Below are 22,914 nucleotides of genomic sequence, written 5' to 3' on the forward strand. Positions count from 1 at the left end.
GCCCCATGCCGCAGATCACCGTCGACTACTCGCACCCGGTGGAAGACGCCTTCGACTTCGAGGGCTTCGCGCGGGAACTGCACGAGGCGACCGTCGAGATCGCCGCGGCGAAGCCGGAGGCGTGCAAGACACTCTTCCGGCCCACCGACTACTGCGCGTTCGGATACGAGAACCCGGAGGCGGGCGGCCACGCCATCGTGCATGTGACCTTCGGGCTCCTCGCCGGGCGCAGCGACGAGACGAAGGAGAGGCTGACGCAGGCCACGCTCGAGCTGCTCCGCAAGCACATTGAACCGGAGGACGGGGTCGTCCTGCACGCGTCCGCGGAGGTGCGGGACCTGGACGCGTCCTACCGGAAGTACGAGGGCTAGGTCTGGTTCCGCCGACCAGGGGCGCGGGGAACTGCGCGACCAGCCCACACGGCGCCGCAGCCGCCGACGGCACACGGCGCCCCCCAAGGGGCTAGCCCGCCAGCGCCAGCAGCCGGACGGCCAGGTCCGCGAACGGTCCGTCGCCCGGCTCGTCCTTGACCATCCGCTTCAGCAGCGCGCTCATCTCCTCGTCGTGGGCGGCGCTGACCGCGGCCAGCGCCGCGAAGTCGTGGACGAGCTGGATCTCCAGCTCGGCGCGGGGGATGTGCCGGCCGTCCAGCCAGATCAGCGCGGTCGACTCGGCGAGGGAGATCCAGGAGCGGACGACCAGTTCCAGGCGGGCCGGAGCCTCGGTGACGTCGAGGTGCGCGAGGATCTGCTCGTAGGCGGCCTGCCGTACGGAGTCGATGAGCGCGTTGGTCGCGGACACGTGACTCATGGACTGGGCTCCGCCCACGGAGACCGCCGGGCCGCCGCGCATCAGCGCGGCGAAACCTGGCCCGTGTTCGTCGACGAAGTCGAAGAAGCGCCGCATCACCCGCAGCAGCCGCGCCCCGAGCGGGCCTTCCTTCGGCTCGGCGAAGCGCCCCGCGAGATCCTCCGAGGCACGCTTCAACGCGGCCTCGTACAGGCTGAGTTTGCCGGGGAAGTAGTGGTAGACGAGCGGCCGCGAGATGCCCGCGGCCGACGCTATCTCGTCAATCGAGACCTCGTCGGGCGATCGACGGCTGAACAGTTCGAGGGCGACGCCGATCAACTGCTGCCGCCGCTCCTCGACTCCCAATCTGCGGCGTACCCCGGTACTCATACGAACACCTTACCGATCGGATCCGGCCTCCAACGGACCTGACCCGGCGTGGGCGTTCACAGATCCAGCACAAGTCTCCCCCCGCGCGCCCGGGATACGCAGATCAGCATCGAGTCGGCACGCTCCGCGTCCGTCAGCAGTTCGTCCCGGTGCTCCACCTCCCCGGCCACCACCCGCTGCCGGCAGGTCCCGCAGAACCCCTGGGCACAGGAGTACGCGGTGTCGGGGAGCTCCGCCCGCACCGCGGCCAGCACGGTCGAGTCGGCCGGCACCGTCACCGTCCGGCCGCTGCGCCGCAGTTCCAGTTCGAACTCCTGGTCGCCCGCGCCACCGGTGTGCGGCGCGAACCGTTCCAGCCGGACGGCGGGGAACCGCTCCTGCACGGCCGCCATCAGCCCCTGCGGACCGCAGCAGTACACCAGCGCGCCCTCGGGGACCGCCAGCGCGTCGAGGTCCGGGCGCCCGTCCTCGTCCTCCGCGACGACCGTGACCCGGTCGTCCCCGGCCAGCTCCGCCACGTACGGCATCGACGCCCGGCTCCGCCCGCAGTACAGCAGCCGCCACTCCGCCCCCGCCGGCAGAGCCCGCACCATCGACAGGATCGGGGTGATGCCGATGCCCCCGGCGACGAAGACGTAGGCGTCGGCCCCGACGAGCGGGAAGCGGTTGCGCGGCCCGCGCACCTCCAGCTCCATGCCCTCGGCCAGCTGCTCGTGGACCTCCCGGGAACCGCCCCGCCCGTCCGTGACCAGCCGCGTGGCGATCGTGTACGACGAGGTGTCGGCCGGGTCCCCGCACAGCGAGTACTGCCGGACCAGTCCCGACGGCAGCACCACGTCGAGATGCGCCCCCGGCTCCCAGCCCGGCAGCCGCTCGCCTTCCAGGCGCAGTTGGACGACCCCGTCCGCGACCGTCGCGCGCGAGGCGATCCGCAACCGCAGCGCCCGGGAGCGCGGCTGTCCGGAGGTCGGCGGGTCCAGGGCCGGCATCGGCCACAGCGGGGAGACCTCGATACGGCGCCTCATGGCCCGCTTGACGAGCAGCGCGGCGCCCGCGACGGCGACGACGGTCCGCAGCCTCGGCATCACTCGGCCCCCTTCTCCGCGTGCTCCGCGGCCAGTGCGGCGGGGGAGGAGGCGAGGTAGGCGACCGCCTGGGCGGTGGAGCCCTCCTGGGAGGGGTGGTAGCCGCGGCTCAGGTACCTCGGTATGGACCTGAGCATGTCGCCGGTGGCGGGCAGGGTGCCGCGCCGCCCGGCGAGATAGAAGTCCCGGAGCCGGGCCCGGCCTTCGAGGAGCGTCGGGTCGTTCGCCATGAAGAAACGGGCGCCGCGCTGCCACAGGAACACGATCGCCGTGAACGCCGTCGCCCAGGTCCGCACCCGCCGCCGGTAGCCGCCGTCGACGTGCTGGAACAGGTCGAAGGCGACCGACCGGTGCTCGACCTCCTCGGCGCCGTGCCAGCGCAGCAGGTCCAGCATGGTCGGGTCGGCGCCGCGCCGGTCCAGTTCGCCGGCGTTGAGCACCCAGTCGCCGAGGAAGGCGGTGTAGTGCTCGATGGCCGCGATCAGCGCGACCCGTTCGAGGAGCCACCAGCGGCGCGCCCGGCCCGGCGGCAGCGTGCGGTCGCCGAGCAGCTTCTCGAAGAACCAGTCCACCTGCGCGGTGTACGGCGTCGGATCGAGCCCCAGCTCCTTGAGGTGGGGCAGCACCTCGTCGTGGGCCTGGGAGTGCATCGCCTCCTGCCCGATGAACCCGACGACGTCCGCGCGCAGCCGCTCGTCGCGGATGAGGGGCAGCACCTGCTTGTAGACGTGCACGAACCAGCGCTCGCCGGCGGGCAGCAGCAGATGCAGCACGTTGATGGTGTGCGTGGCGAGCGGGTCGCCGGGCACCCAGTGCAGCGGGGTGTCCTGCCAGGCGAAGGACACGTTGCGGGCCGTGAGCGCGATGTGCTCGGACGCCACCGGTTGCGGCTGCTTGTTGGACATGGCGTCAATGTACTGACGGGTAGGCAGTGTGAGAAGACCTGCGGCAGAGCTTGTTTACGGAAGTGTCAGCAAGGTTGGGTCGCGAGGGGAGACCTCACCGCAGCCCGCTGATCCCGCTCCCGTCCTCCAGTGTCCCCGTCAGGTAGGCCTGCGCGCCCTGCTTCGCCCTGGCCGCCAGCAGCGTCCCCTGAGCCGACGCCGTGACCCCGCCGGTCGCCCGGATCGACGCCGTGTCGCGACCGCCCGCGGCCAGCAGGTACCACTGCCCGGCCCCAGACTTCCACAACACCCCGGCCAGCACGTGCGGATCACGCGGACCGCACGCCGTCACGTCGGACCCCTTCGCCGCCACCGCCCCGTACCGGCTGCCCGGCGTCCGGAACTGGGCCAGCGACATCGTGCCGTCGCCCCGCCAGGTCTCCGTGCGCGTGCACACCCACGTCCCGGCGCCACTGGCGTCCGGCAGCGGCTGCTCCGCGAACGCCCAGGCGTTGACGCTGCGCACTCCGGCGGACCGCTCGGCGGACAGCGAGCAGGCGAACGGCGCCCAGTCGCGCAGCGCCTTCGCACCCGAGGCCTCGTCGGTGTACCCGGGCCGGCCCGAGGTGAGGCGGGCCGGCACCAGTTCGCCCAGGTCGGTCGAGAGGTGCACGCCCTGCGCGTCGGTCAGCTGGAGCACGTTCCAGGACGTGCACGCCCCCTGCTGGAGGGCGGAGCTGGCCAGCGGACCGGTCACCCCGTGGGACAGGCCGAGGTCCATCGCCCCCGCGGTCGGTTTCACCAGGTCCCGCTCGGCCGCCCCGGTCACCCAGGGAGCCGTCAGATAGCGGACGTTGCCGTCGGAGCGGCCCAGCACCATCGCCTCCGCCTCGACGCCGGTCGCGCCGTCGACGCGGGCGAAGTCCAGGGCCGCGCCCTGGGTGCCGTCCTTGGGCTCGGCGTAACGGGCGATGCGCAGACCGTCGTAGAAGATCACCACCCGGGCGCTGTCGACGACGCCCGCGTACAGCAGCTGGGGCGGTCCGGCCGGGCCGCCGGTCTGGGTGCCGGGGGTCGCCGAGACCCGGACGGTCTCGCCGGGGCGGGCCCAGACGGCGAGGGCGCGGCGCAGCAGCGCGGTGTCGCCGGTGAGGGCGCCACGTGCGGGCCAGGCGGAGAAGTCGGTACGGGCGGCTGTCTTCCAGGCGGTGGACGGCGCCTTCGTCAGCTGGGCCGGGTCCAGGGCGGCCTGGGCGGCCGGGTTCTGCGCGTACACCGGCGCCGCCGCGCCGTCGGCGCCCCAGCCGCCGCCCGGCAGCGCGACCAGCGCCCCGCAGACCGCGAGCGCGGCCGCGGCGGCCAGTGCGGCCTTGGTGTGCTGACGGCGCCGCATCAGATCGGTGGGCCGGGCCTGCAGGGAACAGGGGTCGAACTCGGGGGAGTCGAGCAGCGGGTACTCGGCCGGTACGCCGTTCGCCTCGGCGAGCGCGTCGTCCGGGTGCTCCGCCCCGGCCGCCCGCAGGACCTTGCGGACCTCGCCGTCGGGGAGCTGTTCGAGACCGCGCAGGGCATAGGCGGCGCGGGCCGGGCCGGACAGGGTGGCGAGGCGCTGGTCCAGGGCGAGTTCGTCGGCGCCGCCGGAGCGCGGGAAGAGCCTGAGGCCCCACACCTGGGGGAGCAGCGGCGGCAGCTGGGCCCGCTTGGGCCACGCGGTCAGCCTGAGCGGCAGGCCCGCCTCCAGCGCCGTACGCACCACTTCGAGGCGGACCAGGGCGTACCCGGGGTCGGTGTCCCGCCCGGTGGACTGGGCCGGGATCACCGGGGCCTGCTTACGGCCGCGCGGCAGCGCCCGCTGGACCAGGGAGTGCGCGGTCAGGACGCGGCGGCCCCGGGCCAGGCCCGGCGGGAGCACCAGATAGGCGAGCCGGACCAGCCGTGGGTAGTGCTCGACGAGCGCGGCCTCGGCCTGCTCGACGTCGACGGCCGGACCCAGGGCTCCGGCGGAGGCTGCTGCGTGACGCTGGGCTACATCCTGTGACTGCACGTCCTGAAGAACGAGCGAACCGTTCGGAGGTCACCGCCACCCGGGTGACCGCGGCATCCTGGACCTCTCCTCGATTTGAGCGCCCCGCGCCCCACAGCCGTATCGAAGGGGAGGGCCCCGAAGGCATTCCCGGGGCCGGCAACGCGACCGGAGGAACAGATGAGGTTGACCCGACCGATGCTCGCCGTGGCCGGCGCGGCGGCCGTACTGGCGCTGGCGGGCTGTGGATCCGGTGACAGCAGCGCGGAGGCGAAGGTCCCGGTGACCGCCACCGGCAGCCTGGAGAGCCTGGCCGCCAAGGTGAAGTGCACCCCGGACATGCAGATCGACTCCGACGAGGTCCGCCAGGCCATCTGCAAGACCGCGGCCGGCAAGTTCGTCTTCGCCACCTTCGCCACCGACCGCGGCCAGCGCGAGTGGATCAACGACGCCAAGGACTACGGCGGTTTCTACCTCGTCGGCCGCAAGTGGGTCGCCGTCGGCGACGACGTGGTGGTCAAGACGCTGCAGACCACGCTGGGCGGCGAGGAGGAGATCGGGACCGACCACAGCAAGCACACCGGCTGACGTCTTCCGGACCCGCTCACACGAAGGCGGGCGGTGGGAATCTCCCACCGCCCGCCTCTTCGTGCTACCGGCTAGCCGGGTGTGTCGCTCACTGGCACTTGCGGCCGGAGTTGATGCAGTTGGCGATCTTCGCCGCCAGGTTGTTCTTGGTGACGCTGATGAAGTCGTCGTGGTCGGTCGCCGACTTGTGCAGCTGCTCCGGGAAGCCGTCCACCGCGTAGGCGTTCTTCACCTGGCCGTTCTGGATGACCGGCGGGGTGATCTTGTAGACCAGGCGCATCGTCAGCTGCGGGATGGCCTTGAAGCCGTTCCCGCAGACACCGCTCGCCGGGTCCGCGAAGGCCACGTGCGTACGGTGGTTGGCGCTGTCGATGTTGACGCCGTCCCAGCAGCTCTGGAAGGCGAACGTCCGGACCACGTTGCTGCCCTGCGGGCAGATCGGGTACTGCTGGGTCAGCTGGACCTTGTTCTCGAAGCCGGTGCAGCTCCAGTGCGCGTTGGCGTTGGCCAGACCGTTGGTCGTGGTCTTGGCGTCACCGGTGATGATGCGCAGGAACTGCGGCATCGCGACGACCTTGGCGGCCGGGCTGCCGACGTACTTGATCTGCGCCGACTGCGGGGTCAGGATCTTGCCGACGTTGCCTTCCTTGCCACCGCCGTCCGCGTTCTGGTCGAAGTCCTGCGAGCCGTCCTGCACCCGCACGACCGGCCAGTAGTACGACGACAGGTCGCTCTGGTTCTGGCAGGAACTCGGCGCCGCCAGCATCGAGTCGTTGGTGGCGAAGGCGTTGACCTTCTGGTTGCCGACGTAGTCGTGCAGGTGGTGCGCGCCGTTGGCCACGCCGGGCGCCACGATGACGTTGTCGGTGTTGTGGTTCTTGTTCGCGTTCACACCGCAGCGGGTGGTGAAGGAACCGGTCGAGGCGGTCTGCTGCTTCTGCGGCTTGGCCAGGACGTTCGGCGCGACCTTCGTGATGTCCACGAAGTCGGCCGCGACCGGGCCGTTGCCCGCCTGCCCGCCGATGTTGGCCGGGGCGCTGGCGCTGGCACTCGGGGCGGCCGTGGCCTGGCCGTTGTTCCCGTTGTTGTTCTGGCCGCCGTTGTTCTGGCCGCCGTTGTTGTTGTTCTGACCGCCGTTGTTGTTGCCCCCGCCGGCGGTGGTCTGGTTGGCGGTCTGCGTGGTGCAGGCGGCGAGCTGGGCCAGCGAGCTGTCGAAGCTGCCGCCCACCCGGGTGATATCGATCCGGATCCGGTCGATCGTGGCCGCCCGCTTCTCCTTCAGGGGGCCGACGATCGCGTTCTGCACGAAGTTCGCGTCGTTCGCCTGGGCCTGGCGAGTGGAGGCGAGACGGGCGTAGGCCTCGGTGATCTGCTTGTCGAGCTTCGCCAGTTCCGACGCCACCCCCATCTTGGCGTTGGCGGGCACGTTCGACAGCTTCTGGCCGACGTCCGGGCAGGAGATCGTCGCGACCGAGGCAGCGGCGGCCTTCGTGTAGTTCTGGGCTGAGTTGTTCGACTCATGCGCCGAAGCGTTCATCTGTGCCCAGAGCAGCCCGCCCCCGCCGAGCGCTATGGCCGCCGATGCGGCTATGGCCTTGACGGCCAATGGCGAACGGCGCTTGCGTGTGTTGCGTCCCATGGAACTCCTCTGACTTCCTTGCGGGGCAGCATCGAGGCGCCCGACAGGAGTGAAGCGGCGTCCTTTCATACGCACCCCGCCTCAGACGTGTTCAGCTGCCTCACAAATTCATCAGAGATTTGTTACGCACTTGGGCCACAACTGCCGTTTGAGCAGGGCGATTTCTGGAAAATCAGCGGTCGCGGTCCAGATACGCGAGCACCGCGAGGACGCGCCGATTGTCATCGTCCGACACCTCGAGTCCCAGTTTGGTGAAGATGTTGGAGGTGTGTTTGGCGATGGCCCGTTCCGTGACGACGAGCTGAGCGGCGATCGCCGCGTTCGAACGGCCCTGCGCCATCAGCTCCAGCACCTCCAGCTCCCGCCGTGTCAAGCCCTCCAGGGGCCGGTCGCCGGCCCGCCGGGACAGCAGCTGCTGGATCACCTGCGGATCCATCGCCGTACCGCCCGCCGCGACCCGCCGAACGGCGTCCACGAACTGCTCGGCGTCGAACACCCGGTCCTTCAGCAGATACCCCACCCCGCCGCTGCCGTCGGCCAGCAGCTCCCGCGCGTACAGCTGTTCCACGTGCTGGGAGAGGACCAGCACCGGCAGCCCCGGCCGGTCCTGCCGCGCCCTGAGCGCGCACTGCAGCCCCTCGTCGGTGTGCGTGGGCGGCAGCCGTACGTCCACCACCGCCACGTCCGGCTCCAACTCGGCCAGCGCCCGGGTGAGATCGGGGCCGGTCTCGACGGCGGCCGCGATCTCGAAGCCGTAGGCCTCCAGCAGCCGGACCAGCCCGTCGCGGAGCAGGAACAGGTCTTCGGCTAGGACAACGCGCACGGAATCTCCATGGTGACCATGGTGGGGCCGCCCGCGGGGCTGCTGACGGCCAGGACGCCGTCGAATGTACCCAGCCGCCGCTCGACCCCGGCGAGTCCCGAACCGGCGCCGGTCACCGCGCCGCCCCTGCCGTGGTCGGTGACCGAGATCCGCAGCATGCCGACGCCTTCCGGCACGTGATGCAGGTCCACCCAGATCCGGTCGGCGCCGGAGTGCTTGACCGCGTTGGTCAGCACCTCGCTCACCGCGAAGTACGCGGCCGACTCCACCGGCGCGTCCGCCCGGCCCGGCAGGTCCACGGTCACCTCCGTGGGCACCGGCAGCCGCAGCGCCAACGCCCGTACGGCGTCCCCGAGTCCGCGCTCGGCCAGCACCGGCGGATGGATGCCCCGCACCAGGTCGCGCAGCTCGCCCAGGGCCTCCACGGACGCCTGCCGGGTCCGCGCGAGCAGTTGCCTCGCCTTCTCCGGATCCTTGTCGAGCAGCATCTCGATGGTGCCGAGGTCCATGCCCATGGCCACCAGCCGGGCCTGCGCCCCGTCGTGCAGATCCCGTTCGATCCGCCGCAGCTCGGCCGCCGAGGTGTCCACCGCGTCCTTCCGGGTCTCGGTCAACACCCGCACCCGCTCGGTGAGTTCGCCCTGCCCGGGTTCCAGGACGGCACGGGTGAGCTTGAAGTGGACGGCCAGCAGGGCCGGGGCGTAGCGGAAGCCGGCGACGAGGATGACGGCACCGAGCCCGGCGGCGGCGAACGCCGTGGCCTGCCCGCCGACCGGCACGAAGCCGTACCAGTAACCGTCCCCCAGCACCCGCCACAGCCCGGCGGCCACCGCGAACCCCTCCACCGGATAGAACACGAGCAACGCCGGCAGCAGCGCGGTCACGTACCCGGCCGTCATGTCCACCAGCAGCCACAGTACGTCCCGCCCGACCTGCGGGTCCTGCAGCAGCGCGAGGGTGCGGGTCCAGGGGTTGGCGTTCGCCGGCACCGGCCGGTACGCCGACCGGATCCGCACCCCGCACCACTCCCGGGCGAGCCGCCGCCGCACGTCCGCCACCTCCCGTACCCCGCCGAGGACCGCCGGGGTCGTGAGGATGCCGAGGCCGCTCGGGATCAGCGCGACGGAGACCACGGTCAGGACAACACAGAGGATCGAGACGGCCGGCATCACCAACGCCAGCACCAGCCCCCGCACGGCGGCGAGCACGACCTCCCGCGCCCTGGCACGGAAGCCCCCGCTGTTCGTGTTCGTCATCATGGCGCCAGTCTGTCCGACCGCACGCACGGCGGTCACTGGCCCGAAGCCCCATGTGAAGGGGTGGTGCTACCTACACCCCGGGGACTGTCGCGCCCCCTCGGAGGCGTGCGGCTGTATCCGATACGCGGCTCCGCCGCGTGGCGCGACAGGCCCCTGCCGGCCCGGGGACTGATCACGACCTTCCTGAGCCGATGCCGAGCACCCCCGCCTCGGCTTCGGTGCCGCCGGCGAGCGCGGCCAGGCCGTCGCGCGGTGCGGTCGCCGTGCGGCGACCGTGCGCCCGCCGGGGGCCGGTGCCGTCCCCGGTGGAGGACGGCCACCTCCCGGCCACGCCCCAGCGCCGCCGCCACACGACGGCCCGCCGCACGACGGCCCGCCGCACGGATTCCGCACCACCCGGCACGAGAGGTCGCATGCCGGTGACCGCGCCCGGAAGAGGCGCCGGACGGAACGGGACTCCGCCGAGGGCGGAGCGGCCCGTCAGCGGCCGGTCGGCGGGGTGTACTTGTAGCCGACCCGGCGGACCGTCTGGATCGCCTTGCGGTGCTCCGCGCCGAGCTTGCGGCGCAGCCGGGCGACATGGACGTCGACCGTGCGGCCGTCGCCGACGTGGCCGTAGCCCCAGACCGTGGTGACCAGCTGGTCGCGGGTGTGCACCCGGTTGGGGTGCGCGACCAGATGGGCGAGGAGCTCGAACTCCAGGTAGGTGAGGTCGAGTTCACGCCCGTCGACCTGGGCGGTGCGCTGCACGGAGTCGACGGTGACGAGCGGCCGGATACCGGTCGCGGCGCTCGCGGCGATCGCCGTGGTCGCGCCCGGTTCGTCGGCCGGCTGCTGCGGGTCCGGCACCGCGACCGGCAGGAACGGCGGCCGCTGGTCCGCCGGGACCAGCACCAGGTAGCCGATCATCGGCGGCTGGCCCGGCAGGGTGGGCACGGTGTGCTGCGGGGCCGGCAGCCAGGTGGCCCCCGGCGGCAGGAAGTCCGCCATGTCCACCACCTCGTCCCGGTCGACGGCACGCAGCCGGTGCCGGGCGGCGGAGGAGGCGGCGAGGGCGGAGGCGGGGGAGAGAGAACGAGTGGTCGCCATGAGACGTCAGCTCTTTCGCGCGAGGAGTTCGTCGGTCGGGACGACGGCCGCGATTCGTGGTCGGGCGCGCCGGGGACGTTCTGCGTTCCGCGCTGGCCGAAGGCCGGGGTGTACGGCTTTAGAGGGCCCGCGCGTTCATCGCGCGGCAACACACCCGGTCGAAGTCGTGGTGCTGACGGGAAGGCCAGAAGGGCTCGAGGTCATGGCGACCCGTCGCGCTGCACTTCTGGTAGCTGGCCATGCGCCCATTGAAGCAGACACAGCCCGGAAACAGGACCCTCCTCTCACTGCTTGGACGCGTCCCTGGCGGGATCCTGACCCTGCCCGCCTCATCCCACCAGGCGTTTGTGCCAGGTCAGCGGGGTGAGCTCGATCGCCTTGTCCGGATTGCCGTCCCACACTGCGGACAGCCCGGCGGCGGTGAGGGCGGCGACCACCTCGCGGCCGACGGCCGTGGTGGTCTCCGCGGAGCCGTCGAAGCCGCCGTAGTAGAGGCTGAGGCCGTGGCCCTCGGCGGCGGAGCGGGTGCCCTGGTGGTGGAAGAAGACGAAGCCCCGGGCCCCGCCCGCGTCCTCGGCCTCGGCGCCGATCTCGGCCATGCCGCAGGAGTGGCAGCAGGTGAAGTCCTCGCGGGCGACGACGCCTTCGCGCTCCAGCGCCGTGAACGCCCGCGTCAGCCGGTCCGGGTCGGTGGGCCCGGTCCACGCCCGCTGCTCCGCGACCCGCTCCACCCAGAGCCGCTCCACGACCTCGCGGGCCTGCGCCGGGGAGACCGGCGCGGTGCCGTCCCGGTCGTCGTCCGCCATCAGGTCCACGGTCTCCCGGACGAGCCGCTCGATCCCCAGGTAGCCGTCCCGCAGCAGGGCGTGCACCTGGTCCTCGGCGCGGGCCGCCACCTCGGGTGCGAGGGCGGGTATCTCCTCGTGCGGCGGCACCGGGACCGGCTCCCAGGCGACGCCCGCGTCCCAGCCGTCGTCCTCCCGTGCCCAGCCGGCCAGCAGCCCGGCCACCCGGTCCGGGTCCGTGAGGTTCGTACCGGAGAACTCGTCCGCGCCGCGCCGGTGTTCGAGGCGGTAGTCGCCGCCCTCCTCGTGCCACACCTGCGCGAACACCTTCGGAAGGTCCGGGATGCGCTGGGCGATCAGGAAGCGGTTCCCGGCCGCGCCGAGCCCGCGCACCGCCTCGCGCAGTCCGTCCGGCGCACTCCACAGGTACGTCCGCCCGTTCTCCGTCCAGGCGTTGACGGCGAGCATCTCGTCGATCTCCATGCGCCCACCATGACACGCGCCACCGACAACGCCGCAGGGGCGCCCACCGCGACGGTGGACGCCCCTGCGGGGGGAGTGCGCGGATCAGACCTGGCCGGCCTTGTCCAGGGCGGTGCAGCAGGTGTCGACGATCAGCCGGGTCACCAGGTACGGGTCGACGTTGGCGTTCGGGCGGCGGTCCTCGATGTAGCCCTTGCCGTCCTTCTCGACCTGCCAGGGGATGCGGACCGAGGCACCGCGGTTGGAGACGCCGTAGGAGTACTCGTTCCACGGGGCGGTCTCGTGCAGACCCGTCAGACGGTCGTCGATGCCGGCGCCGTAGTTCTTGACGTGGTCGAGGGGCTTGGAGCCCTCGCCGAGCGACTCGCACGCGGTGATGATCGCGTCGTAGCCCTCGCGCATCGCCTTGGTGGAGAAGTTGGTGTGCGCGCCGGCGCCGTTCCAGTCGCCCTTGACCGGCTTGGGGTCGAGGGTGGCGGAGATGCCGAAGTCCTCGGCGGTGCGGTAGAGCAGCCAGCGGGCCACCCACAGGTGGTCGGAGACCTCCAGCGGGGAGACCGGGCCGACCTGGAACTCCCACTGGCCGGGCATGACCTCGGCGTTGATGCCGGAGATCGCCAGACCCGCCTTCAGGCAGTTGTCCAGGTGGGCCTCGACGATCTCGCGGCCGAAGATCTCGTCGGCGCCGACACCGCAGTAGTAGCCGCCCTGCGGGGCCGGGAAGCCGCCCTCGGGGAAGCCCAGCGGACGGGCGCCGTCGAAGAAGGTGTACTCCTGCTCGATGCCGAAGATCGGCTCCTGCGCGGCGAACTTCTCCGCGACCTCGGCCAGCGCGGCACGCGTGTTGGAGGAGTGCGGGGTGAAGTCGATGTCCAGGACCTCGCACAGGACGAGTACGTCGTCGCCGCCGCGGATCGGGTCCGGGCAGGTGAAGACCGGCTTCAGCACACGGTCCGAGGAGTGCCCCTCGGCCTGGTTCGTGGACGACCCGTCGAAGCCCCAGATCGGCAGCGCGTCGAGACCGGCGGGGGCGCCCGCGATGATCTTCGTCTTCGAACGCAGCTTGGCCGTCGGCTCGGTGCCGTCGATCCAGATGTACTCAGCCTTGAAGGTCACGGGCCACATCCTTCGGGGTGGGTCGGGCGCACTTGCGGGTGCAGCGGCGCTACGGCACTGGGGCGCCTCGGTGTTGCCCGGCAGCCTGTCAACAGGCGATTTCCCGATCATTGCTCGAATGTGAACCCGGTGTTACCTGGCGGTTCTGTGGTGCGACTCACGTTGTGAGGAGCGGGCTGGCGGGGTACGGAGCCCATTTCGGGCGCCGTGCGCGGCGGCCGCCGGCTTTCCCTCCGTGAAAGCCGGCGGCCGAGCCACAGCCCGTCCCGTCGATCAGCCGACCTTCTGGATCAGGGCCCGGCGGATCAGGAACTTGCCGGGTTCCCGGACCTGTTCGAAGGCGGCGTTGTTGAGCAGTACGCAACTGCCGGACACCGAGGTGACCTTCACCGTCGTGGACTTGTTGTTGTCCAGGTTGGTGACCTTCAGCGTGGTTCCCGCCGGGAACTGGTTGCTGGAGGCGGCCGGGGCGCCGGCCTCGCCGGACAGCGTGACGGTCGAGCCGTTGCAGACCTGCTGGCCCGCGGCGGCGGCACCGCCTCCGGTGTTCCCGGTGGCCGCGCTCTTCGAGGGCGCCGGCGTGGCGGCCTGCTGGCCGGTCTGGCCCGTCTGACCGGTCTGGCCCGTCTGCGCGCCGCCCGCCGCCTGGGAGCCCTGAGCCGACTCCCCAACGACGCAACCGGACGCCTTCTGCTGGACCTTGATCTGCGCGACGACCGCCTCGCGGTTGGCGATCCGGGCCGACGACTGGGCGTCCGGGTTCGCCTTCTGGTCCGCGATGAACTTCTGGTTGTTGCCGAGGGCGGTGGCCAGCCCCGAGCAGACGGTCGAGTCCGCGGCCGAGGACAGTGTCTTCGCGTTCTGCGGGCTCTGCGCGGCGTTCGAGGTGGACGCCAGGACGAAGGCCCCGCCGCCGGCGACGGCTGCGGCGCCGACCAGCAGGGCGATCGACTTCTTGGCGCCGAGAGTTCTCCTACGCGACATGCGCGCCTCCTGAAGAGGGGTGGGGGAGCGTACGTCGCTATGTACGAGATGCCGAACGGAGTTACTCAGTGGTTACAGGAGCCACCTAAGTAACCTGCGTCACAATGGAGTTGAAGCCTGTTCACCTCTTGTCACCCGGTGCCCCTGGCCAGCGCTTCCCGCACGGCCTCGTCGGTGCGGGCGACGAGCGCGGTCCCGTCGTCCGCGGTGATGATCGGCCGCTGGATGAGCTTCGGATGCTCGGCCAGCGCCGTGATCCAGCGGTCGCGCGCCGCCTCGTCCCGTGCCCAATCCCTCAGCCCCAGCTCCTTCGCCACGGCCTCCTGGGTGCGGGTGATGTCCCAGGGTTCGAGCCCGAGCCGTTCCAGTACGGCCCTGATCTCGTCCGTGCCCGGCACGTCCTCCAGGTAACGGCGGACGGTGTAGTCGGCCCCCTCGGCGTCGAGCAGGCTGATCGCGGTACGGCACTTCGAGCAGGCCGGGTTGATCCAGATCTCCATGCCGGACACGGTAGCCGCCGAGTCCGCGGAGGCCGCGTTGTTCGAATTCATGCGATCCCGTCCGCCTCATCCGGAACCCCTGCAACGGAGCCGCAATTGCCTTTGCCACCTGCTGTTTTGACGGTCCGTTCGGAGCCCCCGATTGTCAGTGGGGGCCGGTACACTGGAAGCAGTGTTCGAGAGAGTCGCCGGGGTGTCCGGAGGCCCTCTGACCGCGACAGGAGGATGCCTGTGCCCGCTGCCGCACTGAAGCCGAAGCCGTTGCCGACCCAGTCCACCGCGAAGCGTGCCGTCCTGCTCGACTCGCCCTACGCGCCGGCGGAGAAACGCCCGCTGCCGGCCGGGCGGCCACGCGAGTGGTACGTCACGCACAACCGCCGCCTCAAGGCCATGCGCCTCGCCATCGCCCTGCTCGACTCCGGCGTCTACCTGCCCAACCAGGCGCGCGACGAGACGATCCGGAGCACGGCGCAGAGCATCGGCGTCCATCCGCCGTCGGCCACCACGTGCCACATGGTGCGGGCCCTGATGCGGTATTCGCGGTGAACCGACGGCGCCGGGTGCCGTGTGTCCGACACGGCCCCGGCGCCTTCGTCGCCGAGCCCCCCGGCACCCTTCCTCTGCTGGACGACCTGCCCCCGGGGCCCCCGCCGTCCTCGGCACGGCCGCCACGGCGGACGTCCTGACGGCGGCACCGCGGGTCTGAGCCGGACCTGTCACTCATGCGGTGGCTCCCGAAAACGGGATGCACGCCGAGTGACCGGATCCCTACGCTGGAGACGCGTTCCGGAGCCGTCCACCACCGCTTTCCGAAGGGCCGACCGCGCCCTGCGGACTCGGGGCTACTCTGCTACGCACCGACGGACGGCCGCCGTCCCCCGCGTGCCGTCGGATCCGTCGACCGCTCACCCACGCTCACGCCACGGAGGCCCGTCATGGGCACCATCGTCCTATCTGGAACAGTCGTCCTGGTCATCCTCGGATTCGGAAACCACAACTGGTGGCTCGCCGCCGTCGCCCTGCTCTTCCTGTACGTCCACTACGGGCGCGGCTCGTCGTCGGCATCCTCGTCGGGCGGCCCGTCCGGCGGGGGCGGGGGCGTGCCGAACGACTACAAGACGTACCGCGACCGCCGTGACCGGCAGGCCAAGTGGGAGCGCCGCTACCGGCGCGAGCGCCCCCTGGAGTTCCGGCGTCAGGAGCGGAACAAGGGACAGTAGGGGCGCGGCAGGCGGGTGTCCCCGGCCGTCAGAGGCCGGGGGCACCCCACACCGGGAACCAGCGGCTCAGGTCCTGCTCGATCCGCAGGTCGTTCGCGAGGGCCGCCTTCATCTGCAACTCCAGCGCGCTGTCGCGCCGCTCGCCGGAACCGGGCAGCGGCGCGAAGGGGTAGAACGTCGCCCGCTTGTAGAGATAGACGAGCGCGAGCCTGCGCCCGCGCTCGTCCTCGAAGGAGGCCAGGGAACAGAGCAGCTGCGGGCCGAAGCCGTTGACCTCCATCGAACTGTTCACCGCGTGCAGGTCGTTGACCAGTTCCGGAAGCTGGTCGGGGGTGCGCCGCGAGACCAGCCAGGAGTAGCCGTAGTGGTCCTGGCTCAGCTCGACCGGGGAGCCGTTGCGTTCGGCGTCCGCGTCGAGGAGCGCCTGCACCTCGTGGTGGGTCTGCTCGAAGGCCGCGCCCTCCACGGTGGCGAAACACACCGCGCCCAGACCGGTGGGCCGGAACCCGGCCGCCGCCTCCAGGGTCACCGCCGCCGACGGCAGCGCGAACAACTGGTCGAGGTCGGGGGCGACGGGCTTGGTACGGCCGAGCAGGATGTCCAGGAACCCCATGCTCACCCGGCCTTCCCGGGCGTCGCCGCCTCACCCAGCTCCGCCGACATCCGCCCCAGCTGCTCGAGCCGCTGCTCCAGGGGCGGGTGGGTGGAGAAGAAGCGCTCGATGCCGGGCTCCTTGCCGGTCGCCGGGGTGAAGTAGAACGCGTTGAAGGCCTGGGCGGTACGGAGGTCCTTGGTCGGGATCCGGGCGATGTCGCCGGAGACCTTGGTGAGCGCCGACGCCAGCGCGGAGGGACGCCCGGTGAGCTGGGCCGCGGCCCGGTCGGCGGCCAGCTCCCGGTACCGGCTGAGCGCCCTGATCAGCAGGAAACTGATCGCGTACACGGCGGCGGAGACCCCGATGACGGCGGCGAAGACGGCGGCCGTGTTCTGGTCCCGCCTGCCCCCGCCGAAGATCTGCGAGTAGAAGGCGAACCGCACGACCAGCCCCGCGATCACACCCAGGAAGGACGCGACCGTGATCACGGCGACGTCCTTGTGCGCCACGTGCGACAGCTCGTGCGCGAGCACCCCCTCCAGCTCGGCGGGCTCCAGCCGCCGCAGCAGGCCCGTGGTCACACAGACCACGGCGTGATCGGGATTGCGTCCGGTGGCGAACGCGTTCGGCATGTCCATCTCGGACACGGCGACCACGGGCTTCGGCATGTCGGCGATGGCACACAGCCGGTCCACCACCGCGTGCAGCTCGGGATACTCCTCACGCTCCACGACCCGCCCGCGCATGGCGAACATCGCGATCCGGTCGGAGAACCAGAACTGTGCCACGAACATCGCGCCCACCAGTACGACGACCAGCAGCCACGACTTCAGCAACACGATCAACGCGGCCACGAAGCCGACGTACAACAATCCGAGCAGGAACAGCGTGACCGTCATCCGCACGGTCAGCCGCCGGTCGCTCCGGAAGCGGCTCTGCATCTGCCATCACCCCGCAGTCAGGCACTCGTCCCGCTGTCCAGTGTGCACCTGCCGGGGCCCATGGAAAGGTTCCGAACGTCCCTAGTAGCGGCAAAAGGTCCCTGTGAAGGCGCGGCGCCGTGGGGCTGGGCGCGCCTCCGCGGCGGAGCCGCGCATCGACCGGGCCCCGCGCCCCTCACGGGACGCTAGTACGTCGAACGCGTCTGTATGTAGCCCAGCAGCACGATCACCGCTGCCACGCACCCCAGAACCAGGGCCGTCGACACCCACGACGACCGGCGTGGCTGCACCGGCCCCGGATCCGCCCGGAACGGCGCCGGCTCCGGCGGGTTCTCCTTCCAGCGCGCGGCCAGCATGCGCGCCCGCGCGGACGGCTCCTTGTGCTCCGCCTCGGCGGCCCACCTGAAGTCGAACTCGTGCTGGTCGTCGTCCTGTTGGGACATCCCCGTTCCCCCCCGTCTCGAACATGAGTACACCCGCACGATACGACGACGCCCCCGTCCCGAGAAACCGGGAACGGGGGCGTCGAGAGCCGCGAACGGCGTCTGTCACACGTCGAAGTACAGCTCGAACTCGTGCGGGTGCGGACGCAGCTGCAGCGGGGCGATCTCGTTGGTGCGCTTGAAGTCGATCCACGTCTCGATCAGGTCCGGCGTGAAGACGTCGCCGGCGAGCAGGAACTCGTGGTCGGCCTCCAGGCGGTCGAGGACGGCCGGGAGGGAGGTCGGGACCTGCGGGACGCCCGCGTGCTCCTCGGGGGCCAGCTCGTAGAGGTCCTTGTCGATCGGCTCGGCCGGCTCGATCTTGTTCTTGATGCCGTCCAGGCCCGCGAGCAGCAGGGCCGAGAAGGCGAGGTACGGGTTGCCGGAGGAGTCGGGCGCGCGGAACTCGACGCGCTTGGCCTTCGGGTTCGAACCCGTGATCGGGATACGCATCGCGGCCGAGCGGTTGCGCTGCGAGTACACCAGGTTCACCGGGGCCTCGAAGCCGGGCACCAGACGGTGGTACGAGTTCACCGTGGGGTTGGTGAAGGCGAGCAGCGACGGGGCGTGCTTGAGGATGCCGCCGATGTAGTAGCGGGCGGTGTCCGACAGGCCCGCGTAGCCCGCCTCGTCGTAGAAGAGCGGGGAGCCGCCCGCCCACAGCGACGAGTGGATGTGCATGCCCGAGCCGTTGTCGCCGAAGATCGGCTTCGGCATGAAGGTCGCGGTCTTGCCGTTGCGCCAGGCCACGTTCTTCACGATGTACTTGAAGAGCTGCAGGTCGTCGGCGGCCGCGAGCAGCGTGTTGAACTTGTAGTTGATCTCCGCCTGGCCGGCGGTGCCCACCTCGTGGTGCTGGCGCTCGACCTTCAGGCCGTTCTTCTCCAGCTCCAGGGAGATCTCGGCGCGCAGGTCGGCGAAGTGGTCGACCGGCGGGACCGGGAAGTAGCCGCCCTTGTAGCGGACCTTGTACCCACGGTTGTCCTCCAGGGCGCCGGTGTTCCAGGCACCCGCCTCGGAGTCGATGTGGTAGAAGGACTCGTTCGCGGTGGTCGCGAAGCGGACGGAGTCGAAGACGTAGAACTCGGCCTCGGGGCCGAAGTACGCGGTGTCGGCGATGCCGGTCGACGCGAGGTACGCCTCCGCCTTCTTCGCCACGTTGCGCGGGTCACGGGAGTACTGCTCGCCCGTGATCGGGTCGTGGATGAAGAAGTTGATGTTGAGCGTCTTGTCGCGGCGGAAGGGGTCGACCCGGGCCGTCGACAGGTCCGCGCGGAGCGCCATGTCGGACTCGTGGATCGCCTGGAAACCGCGGATCGAGGATCCGTCGAAGGCGAGCTCCTCGTCCGGGTCGAACGCCTCGACGGGCACCGTGAAGTGCTGCATGACGCCCGGCAGGTCGCAGAACCGGACGTCGACGAACTTGACGTCCTCGTCAGCGATGAACTTCTTGGTCTCGTCGGCGTTCTGGAACATCCAGCTCCTCCTACTTCCGGGCGTTCCCGCGCCGGGGTGGTAGTTCGTTCGTGCGGCCAGTGCGGTGGCACACGCTGTCCCCGACCCTAGGGACGGGTGATTTCTCGGGCGTGACCCATTTGTTTCGCTGAAGTTAACCGCCCTTGTTCCACCGTAGCCCCGGGGCACCCCGCCGGACCCCGGGTGTCTGCCCGGGCAGTACCGTGTTCGGGTGGACAACAGGCAAGCAATGGGATCGTGGCTCTCGGGGCCCCGTGCGGCCATGGAAGAGGCCGGTGCGGAGTTCGGGTACCGGGGTGAGCAGCTCGGTCTGCCGGAGGACGGGCCGGGCTCCATCGCCCGCCCGGGGCGACGGCTCGGTGCGCTGATCGTGGACTGGGCCCTGTGCGTCTTGATCGCATACGGCCTGATCACCGACGGCTACAACCCGGCGACGACCAGCAACTGGGCGCTGCTGGTCTTCTTCGTCCTGGGGGTCCTGACCGTCGGTACGATCGGCTTCACGCCGGGTAAGCGGCTGTTCCGGCTGCGGGTGGTCGGCGTGGAGACGGGGCGGGTGCAGCCGCTGCGCGCGCTGGCCCGCACGGTGCTGCTGTGCCTCGCGATCCCGGCGCTGGTGTGGGACCGGGACGGCAGGGGGCTGCACGATCGCCTCGCCAAGACCGTCGAGGTCCGCATCTGAGTGCGGGTGAGCGGGGGCCGGTCGCGCCGTTCCCCGCGCCCCTGAAGGGGCGCTTCCCCGCCGTCTCTCCATAGCCGCGGGCAAGTCGTTGCCTCCCCCAGTGCCTCAAGGGCCTGGGAGGTGCTCCCAGGGCGGCACGGGTCTCACCTTTTCCGCAGCAGCCGGGCCAGTACGTCCCGCAGCTCTCCCTCCGGGTCCGGTACCGCGCCCTCCGAGCGCCAGGCCGTGAATCCGTCCGGCCGGACCAGCACCGCGCCCTCCGCCGTCGTCCCGTGCGCCGCCGCCCAGTCCATGCCCTCCTCGTCGTACACGAGGTCCGCGCCCTCCGTCCCGACGCGGTACGTGTCCAGTCGTAGCCGCTCCGTGTCCGCGATCCGGCGGGCGGCCGCGTGCCAGGCCGCGCCCGCCGCCGAGGCCGCGTCGCTGAGCAGCACCAGGGACCGCTCGTACAGGTCGAGCGTGGAGAGCCGTTCGTCCGCGCGGCGCAGCCACAGGTGGGGGGCCCGGCTGCCCGGCTGCCCGGTCAGGTTCATCCCATCGGGTACGACCTGCTGGCCGGGGTCCGCGCCGACGACCGCGCCCTTCGGGTACCGGTAGCCGAGGACGATGTTGAGGATGCCGCCGCGCTTGCCGGCGCCGATGCCCGGCGCGGGCGCGAACCCGGGGTGGCTGTGCTCCACCGAGCGGGCCGAGGCGCGGGCGCTGGTGGCGACGGCGACCGGGCGGCGCTCGGCGTCGTACGACTCCAGCAGCCCGGGGCCGGCCCAGCCGTCGAGGACGGCCGCCAGCTTCCACGCCAGGTTGTGCGCGTCCTGGATGCCGGTGTTGGAGCCGAACGCGCCGGTCGGGGACATCTCGTGCGCGGAGTCGCCGGCCAGGAAGACGCGCCCGGACCCGTACCGTTCGGCGACCCGTTCGGCGGCCCGCCAGGAGGCCCGGCCGGTGATCTCGACGTCGAGGTCGGGGACGCCGACGGCCCGGCGGATGTGCCGGGTCAGGCGCTCCTCGGTGAACTCGTCGAGGGTTTCGCCGCGTTCGGGGTGCCACGGGGCGTGGAAGACCCAGCGTTCCTTGTTGTCGACGGGCAGCAGCGCCCCGTCCGCCTCCCGGTCGGTGAGGTAGCAGCAGATGAACCGCCGGTCCCCGACGGTGTGGGCGAGCAGCTTGGAGCGGAAGGTGATGCTCACGTTGGCGAACAGGTCGCCGGGGCCCGTCTGGCCGATGCCGAGCCGGCCCCGGACCGGGCTGCGCGGGCCGTCGGCGGCGACCAGGTAGTCCGCGCGGACGGTGTACATCCGGTCGGAGTCACGGTCGCGGACGTACGCGGTCACTCCTTCGGGGTCCTGTTCGAAGGACTCCATCTCGTGGAAGTAGCGCAGCTCGCCGGTGAGGGATTCGGCCGCCTGGCGGAGTACGGGTTCGAGGTCGTTCTGGCTGCACAGGCACCACCCCGTAGGGCTGAACTTCGCAATTCCGCCGCCGGGATCGATCTCCTTGAACAGCCATTCGCCGGCGTCGCCCACCAGCGTCGGGGTCTGCAGGATGCCGTGGTTGTCGGCGAGGAGTGAGGCGGCGGACTTGATGCCGGGCTCGATGCCGGCCTTACGGAACAGCTCCATGGTCCGCACGTTGTTGCCCCGGCCGCGGGGATGGATCGAGGTCCCGGAGTGCCGCTCGACGAGCATGTGCCGTACGCCTAGACGGCCCAGGAAGAGGGACATGGACAGGCCCACCAGCGAGCCGCCCACGATGAGGACGGGGACCTGGTGATCGGTTCTGTGCTGCATCGGGGACTCCAGGGGCGGGGTGGCGGTGCGTCAGGTGCCTTGGAACTTCCATGCCCCTTCCGCGCCTTTCGGAGGGGTTCCGCGTGCTCAATCACCCACCTGGTTCACGCGAGTCGCGCGCTTCGGAGGACCGGCACAGGATCAAGAAGCGCTGACGCCGCGTCATCGGCGAAGGCGTAGGCCGCTGCCCCAGCGAAGGAGATGTGCGAAGCATGACGACGATCTCGGAAAAGGTTTCGGAAAAGCTGACCCGCCCGGTGTCGAAACGGGTCTCCCAGTCCGTCTTCGACGGCTCCCGGCTCCGGGTCGTCCTGCTGGTGGACGTCTACGACGGCGCGCAGCAGCACTTCCTGGAGGCCTACGAGCAGCTGTGCAGCCAGGTCGCCCAGGTGCCCGGGCACGTCAGCGACCAGCTCTGCCAGTCGATCGAGAACCCCTCGCAGTGGCTGATCACCAGCGAGTGGGAGAGCGCCCCGCCGTTCCTCGCCTGGGTGAACAGCGAGGAGCACGTGGAGATGGTGAAGCCGCTCCACAACTGCGTGCGCGACACCCGTTCGCTCCGCTTCCACGTGGTCCGCGAGACCGGCGGGCCGGCGGCGGACGCGGTGCGGGTCCTGCAGGCCGAGCCGCGGATGGGCGACGGCGTGATCCGCCACGCGCTCACCTTCACGGTCCGGCCGGGCAGCGAGGCCGAGGTCGCGAAGATCCTGTCGGACTACGCCTCGCCCAAGGCGCAGGTCGACGACTCCACCCGGCTGTGCCGCACCTCGCTGTACATGCACGGCAACCGGGTGGTGCGGGCCATCGAGGTGCGCGGCGACCTGATGGCCGCCCTGCGCCATGTCGCCCAGCAGCCCGAGGTGCGGGCCGTCGAGGAGGCCATCAACCCCTACCTGGAGCAGGACCGCGACCTCGACGACCAGGAATCCGCACGGGTGTTCTTCACCCGGGCGGCGCTGCCGGCCGTGCACCACGTCAACAGCCCCGAGGACCTCGCCGAGGGCGACCGTCACGCGCTCTACTACCCGGCCCGCCCGGGCTGCGGGATGCGGCTCGCCGAGCTGCTCGCGCAGCAGGACGAGGCCGCGGCCGAGGACCCGGCGAGCCCGGTGCTGCACAGCACGGTCTTCCAGCGCGACGACGTCGTCGTACGGCTGGTCGAGCAGCGGCCCGGCACCCCCGTGGACGACGTCCCGGCCCATGCGCTGACCGCCCTGCTGGACGGCGAAGCGGTGCGGATGAAGCTCCTCACCGACCGTCGTTCGCCCGACGCCTGACCCCACCACCGCCGGAT

General features: G+C 71.2%; 24 protein-coding genes. 6 read left to right on the plus strand and 18 right to left on the minus strand.

Annotated features, from left to right (window positions below):
• Positions 1–5 precede the first annotated feature (5 nt).
• The gene (locus tag ACWDGI_RS17140) at positions 6–371 is read left to right on the plus strand and encodes a 5-carboxymethyl-2-hydroxymuconate Delta-isomerase (RefSeq protein ID WP_450759768.1); all 366 of its coding nucleotides are present in this window, start codon (positions 6–8) and stop codon (positions 369–371) included.
• 91 nt (positions 372–462) lie between these two features.
• Here the strand turns inward: ACWDGI_RS17140 and ACWDGI_RS17145 are convergent, their stop codons facing one another.
• From ACWDGI_RS17145 to ACWDGI_RS17160, 4 genes are all read right to left on the minus strand, one after another.
• Positions 463–1,179, minus strand: a complete 717-nt coding sequence (locus tag ACWDGI_RS17145; RefSeq protein ID WP_450759770.1) for a TetR/AcrR family transcriptional regulator — start codon at positions 1,177–1,179, stop codon at positions 463–465.
• Between the two features lie 56 nt (positions 1,180–1,235).
• Entirely contained in the window at positions 1,236–2,264 is a 1,029-nt protein-coding gene (locus tag ACWDGI_RS17150; RefSeq protein WP_450759772.1) for a PDR/VanB family oxidoreductase, read from the minus strand.
• The gene (locus ACWDGI_RS17155) at positions 2,264–3,169 is read right to left on the minus strand and encodes a metal-dependent hydrolase (protein WP_450759774.1); all 906 of its coding nucleotides are present in this window, start codon (positions 3,167–3,169) and stop codon (positions 2,264–2,266) included. Before ACWDGI_RS17155 ends, ACWDGI_RS17150 begins: the two co-directional genes overlap by 1 nt.
• Positions 3,170–3,263: 94 nt before the next feature.
• A complete protein-coding gene (locus tag ACWDGI_RS17160; RefSeq protein ID WP_450759776.1) occupies positions 3,264–5,192 on the minus strand; it encodes a hypothetical protein in 1,929 nt (642 codons plus the stop codon).
• A 159-nt stretch (positions 5,193–5,351) separates the two neighbouring features.
• Between ACWDGI_RS17160 and ACWDGI_RS17165 the strand changes: the two genes are divergently transcribed.
• Positions 5,352–5,759 (plus strand): hypothetical protein, encoded by a 408-nt coding sequence (locus ACWDGI_RS17165; RefSeq protein ID WP_450759777.1) that lies wholly within the window; start codon positions 5,352–5,354, stop codon positions 5,757–5,759.
• An 88-nt stretch (positions 5,760–5,847) separates the two neighbouring features.
• Here the strand turns inward: ACWDGI_RS17165 and ACWDGI_RS17170 are convergent, their stop codons facing one another.
• The 9 genes from ACWDGI_RS17170 to ACWDGI_RS17210 form a co-directional block, all read right to left on the minus strand.
• The gene (locus ACWDGI_RS17170) at positions 5,848–7,398 is read right to left on the minus strand and encodes a DUF1996 domain-containing protein (protein WP_450759779.1); all 1,551 of its coding nucleotides are present in this window, start codon (positions 7,396–7,398) and stop codon (positions 5,848–5,850) included.
• Between the two features lie 172 nt (positions 7,399–7,570).
• A complete protein-coding gene (locus tag ACWDGI_RS17175) occupies positions 7,571–8,221 on the minus strand; it encodes a response regulator transcription factor (protein WP_450759781.1) in 651 nt (216 codons plus the stop codon).
• A complete protein-coding gene (locus ACWDGI_RS17180; protein WP_450759783.1) occupies positions 8,206–9,480 on the minus strand; it encodes a sensor histidine kinase in 1,275 nt (424 codons plus the stop codon). Before ACWDGI_RS17180 ends, ACWDGI_RS17175 begins: the two co-directional genes overlap by 16 nt.
• Positions 9,481–9,652: 172 nt before the next feature.
• Entirely contained in the window at positions 9,653–9,895 is a 243-nt protein-coding gene (locus ACWDGI_RS17185) for a hypothetical protein (protein ID WP_450759785.1), read from the minus strand.
• A gap of 65 nt (positions 9,896–9,960) precedes the next feature.
• The gene (locus tag ACWDGI_RS17190; RefSeq protein WP_450759787.1) at positions 9,961–10,569 is read right to left on the minus strand and encodes a winged helix-turn-helix domain-containing protein; all 609 of its coding nucleotides are present in this window, start codon (positions 10,567–10,569) and stop codon (positions 9,961–9,963) included.
• Between the two features lie 329 nt (positions 10,570–10,898).
• Positions 10,899–11,837 carry a DUF6891 domain-containing protein gene (locus ACWDGI_RS17195; RefSeq protein ID WP_450759789.1) on the minus strand — a complete coding sequence of 313 codons (939 nt, stop codon included), beginning with the start codon at positions 11,835–11,837 and terminating at the stop codon, positions 10,899–10,901.
• Positions 11,838–11,921: 84 nt separating this feature from the next.
• A complete protein-coding gene (gene glnII / locus ACWDGI_RS17200) occupies positions 11,922–12,953 on the minus strand; it encodes a glutamine synthetase (protein ID WP_450759791.1) in 1,032 nt (343 codons plus the stop codon).
• A gap of 273 nt (positions 12,954–13,226) precedes the next feature.
• Positions 13,227–13,937, minus strand: a complete 711-nt coding sequence (locus ACWDGI_RS17205; RefSeq protein ID WP_450759792.1) for a hypothetical protein — start codon at positions 13,935–13,937, stop codon at positions 13,227–13,229.
• Between the two features lie 131 nt (positions 13,938–14,068).
• Positions 14,069–14,437 (minus strand): arsenate reductase family protein, encoded by a 369-nt coding sequence (locus ACWDGI_RS17210; RefSeq protein WP_450759794.1) that lies wholly within the window; start codon positions 14,435–14,437, stop codon positions 14,069–14,071.
• A gap of 231 nt (positions 14,438–14,668) precedes the next feature.
• Here ACWDGI_RS17210 and ACWDGI_RS17215 point away from each other — a divergent pair, with 231 nt between their 5' ends.
• On the plus strand, positions 14,669–14,983 hold the full coding sequence (locus ACWDGI_RS17215) for a hypothetical protein (RefSeq protein ID WP_450759796.1): 315 nt from the start codon (positions 14,669–14,671) through the stop codon (positions 14,981–14,983).
• 389 nt (positions 14,984–15,372) lie between these two features.
• Positions 15,373–15,657 carry a hypothetical protein gene (locus ACWDGI_RS17220; protein WP_450759797.1) on the plus strand — a complete coding sequence of 95 codons (285 nt, stop codon included), beginning with the start codon at positions 15,373–15,375 and terminating at the stop codon, positions 15,655–15,657.
• Positions 15,658–15,685: 28 nt separating this feature from the next.
• Here the strand turns inward: ACWDGI_RS17220 and pspAB are convergent, their stop codons facing one another.
• From pspAB to glnA, 4 genes are all read right to left on the minus strand, one after another.
• On the minus strand, positions 15,686–16,270 hold the full coding sequence (pspAB, locus tag ACWDGI_RS17225) for a PspA-associated protein PspAB (protein WP_450760069.1): 585 nt from the start codon (positions 16,268–16,270) through the stop codon (positions 15,686–15,688).
• 2 nt (positions 16,271–16,272) lie between these two features.
• Positions 16,273–17,193 (minus strand): zinc metalloprotease HtpX, encoded by a 921-nt coding sequence (gene htpX / locus ACWDGI_RS17230; RefSeq protein ID WP_450759799.1) that lies wholly within the window; start codon positions 17,191–17,193, stop codon positions 16,273–16,275.
• A 185-nt stretch (positions 17,194–17,378) separates the two neighbouring features.
• Positions 17,379–17,636 carry an SCO2583/SCO2584 N-terminal domain-containing protein gene (locus ACWDGI_RS17235; RefSeq protein ID WP_450759801.1) on the minus strand — a complete coding sequence of 86 codons (258 nt, stop codon included), beginning with the start codon at positions 17,634–17,636 and terminating at the stop codon, positions 17,379–17,381.
• Between the two features lie 105 nt (positions 17,637–17,741).
• Entirely contained in the window at positions 17,742–19,151 is a 1,410-nt protein-coding gene (gene glnA, locus ACWDGI_RS17240; protein WP_450759802.1) for a type I glutamate--ammonia ligase, read from the minus strand.
• 211 nt (positions 19,152–19,362) lie between these two features.
• Between glnA and ACWDGI_RS17245 the strand changes: the two genes are divergently transcribed.
• Positions 19,363–19,833: an RDD family protein gene (locus tag ACWDGI_RS17245; RefSeq protein WP_450759804.1), complete on the plus strand. Its 471-nt coding sequence runs from the start codon at positions 19,363–19,365 to the stop codon at positions 19,831–19,833.
• A gap of 143 nt (positions 19,834–19,976) precedes the next feature.
• Here ACWDGI_RS17245 and ACWDGI_RS17250 read toward each other — a convergent pair whose 3' ends face one another.
• Positions 19,977–21,620 (minus strand): FAD-dependent oxidoreductase, encoded by a 1,644-nt coding sequence (locus ACWDGI_RS17250; RefSeq protein ID WP_450759806.1) that lies wholly within the window; start codon positions 21,618–21,620, stop codon positions 19,977–19,979.
• A 212-nt stretch (positions 21,621–21,832) separates the two neighbouring features.
• Here ACWDGI_RS17250 and ACWDGI_RS17255 point away from each other — a divergent pair, with 212 nt between their 5' ends.
• A complete protein-coding gene (locus tag ACWDGI_RS17255) occupies positions 21,833–22,897 on the plus strand; it encodes a SchA/CurD-like domain-containing protein (RefSeq protein ID WP_450759808.1) in 1,065 nt (354 codons plus the stop codon).
• The last annotated feature ends 17 nt before the right edge of the window (positions 22,898–22,914 follow it).

The organism is Streptomyces sp. NPDC001220, assembly GCF_053597895.1.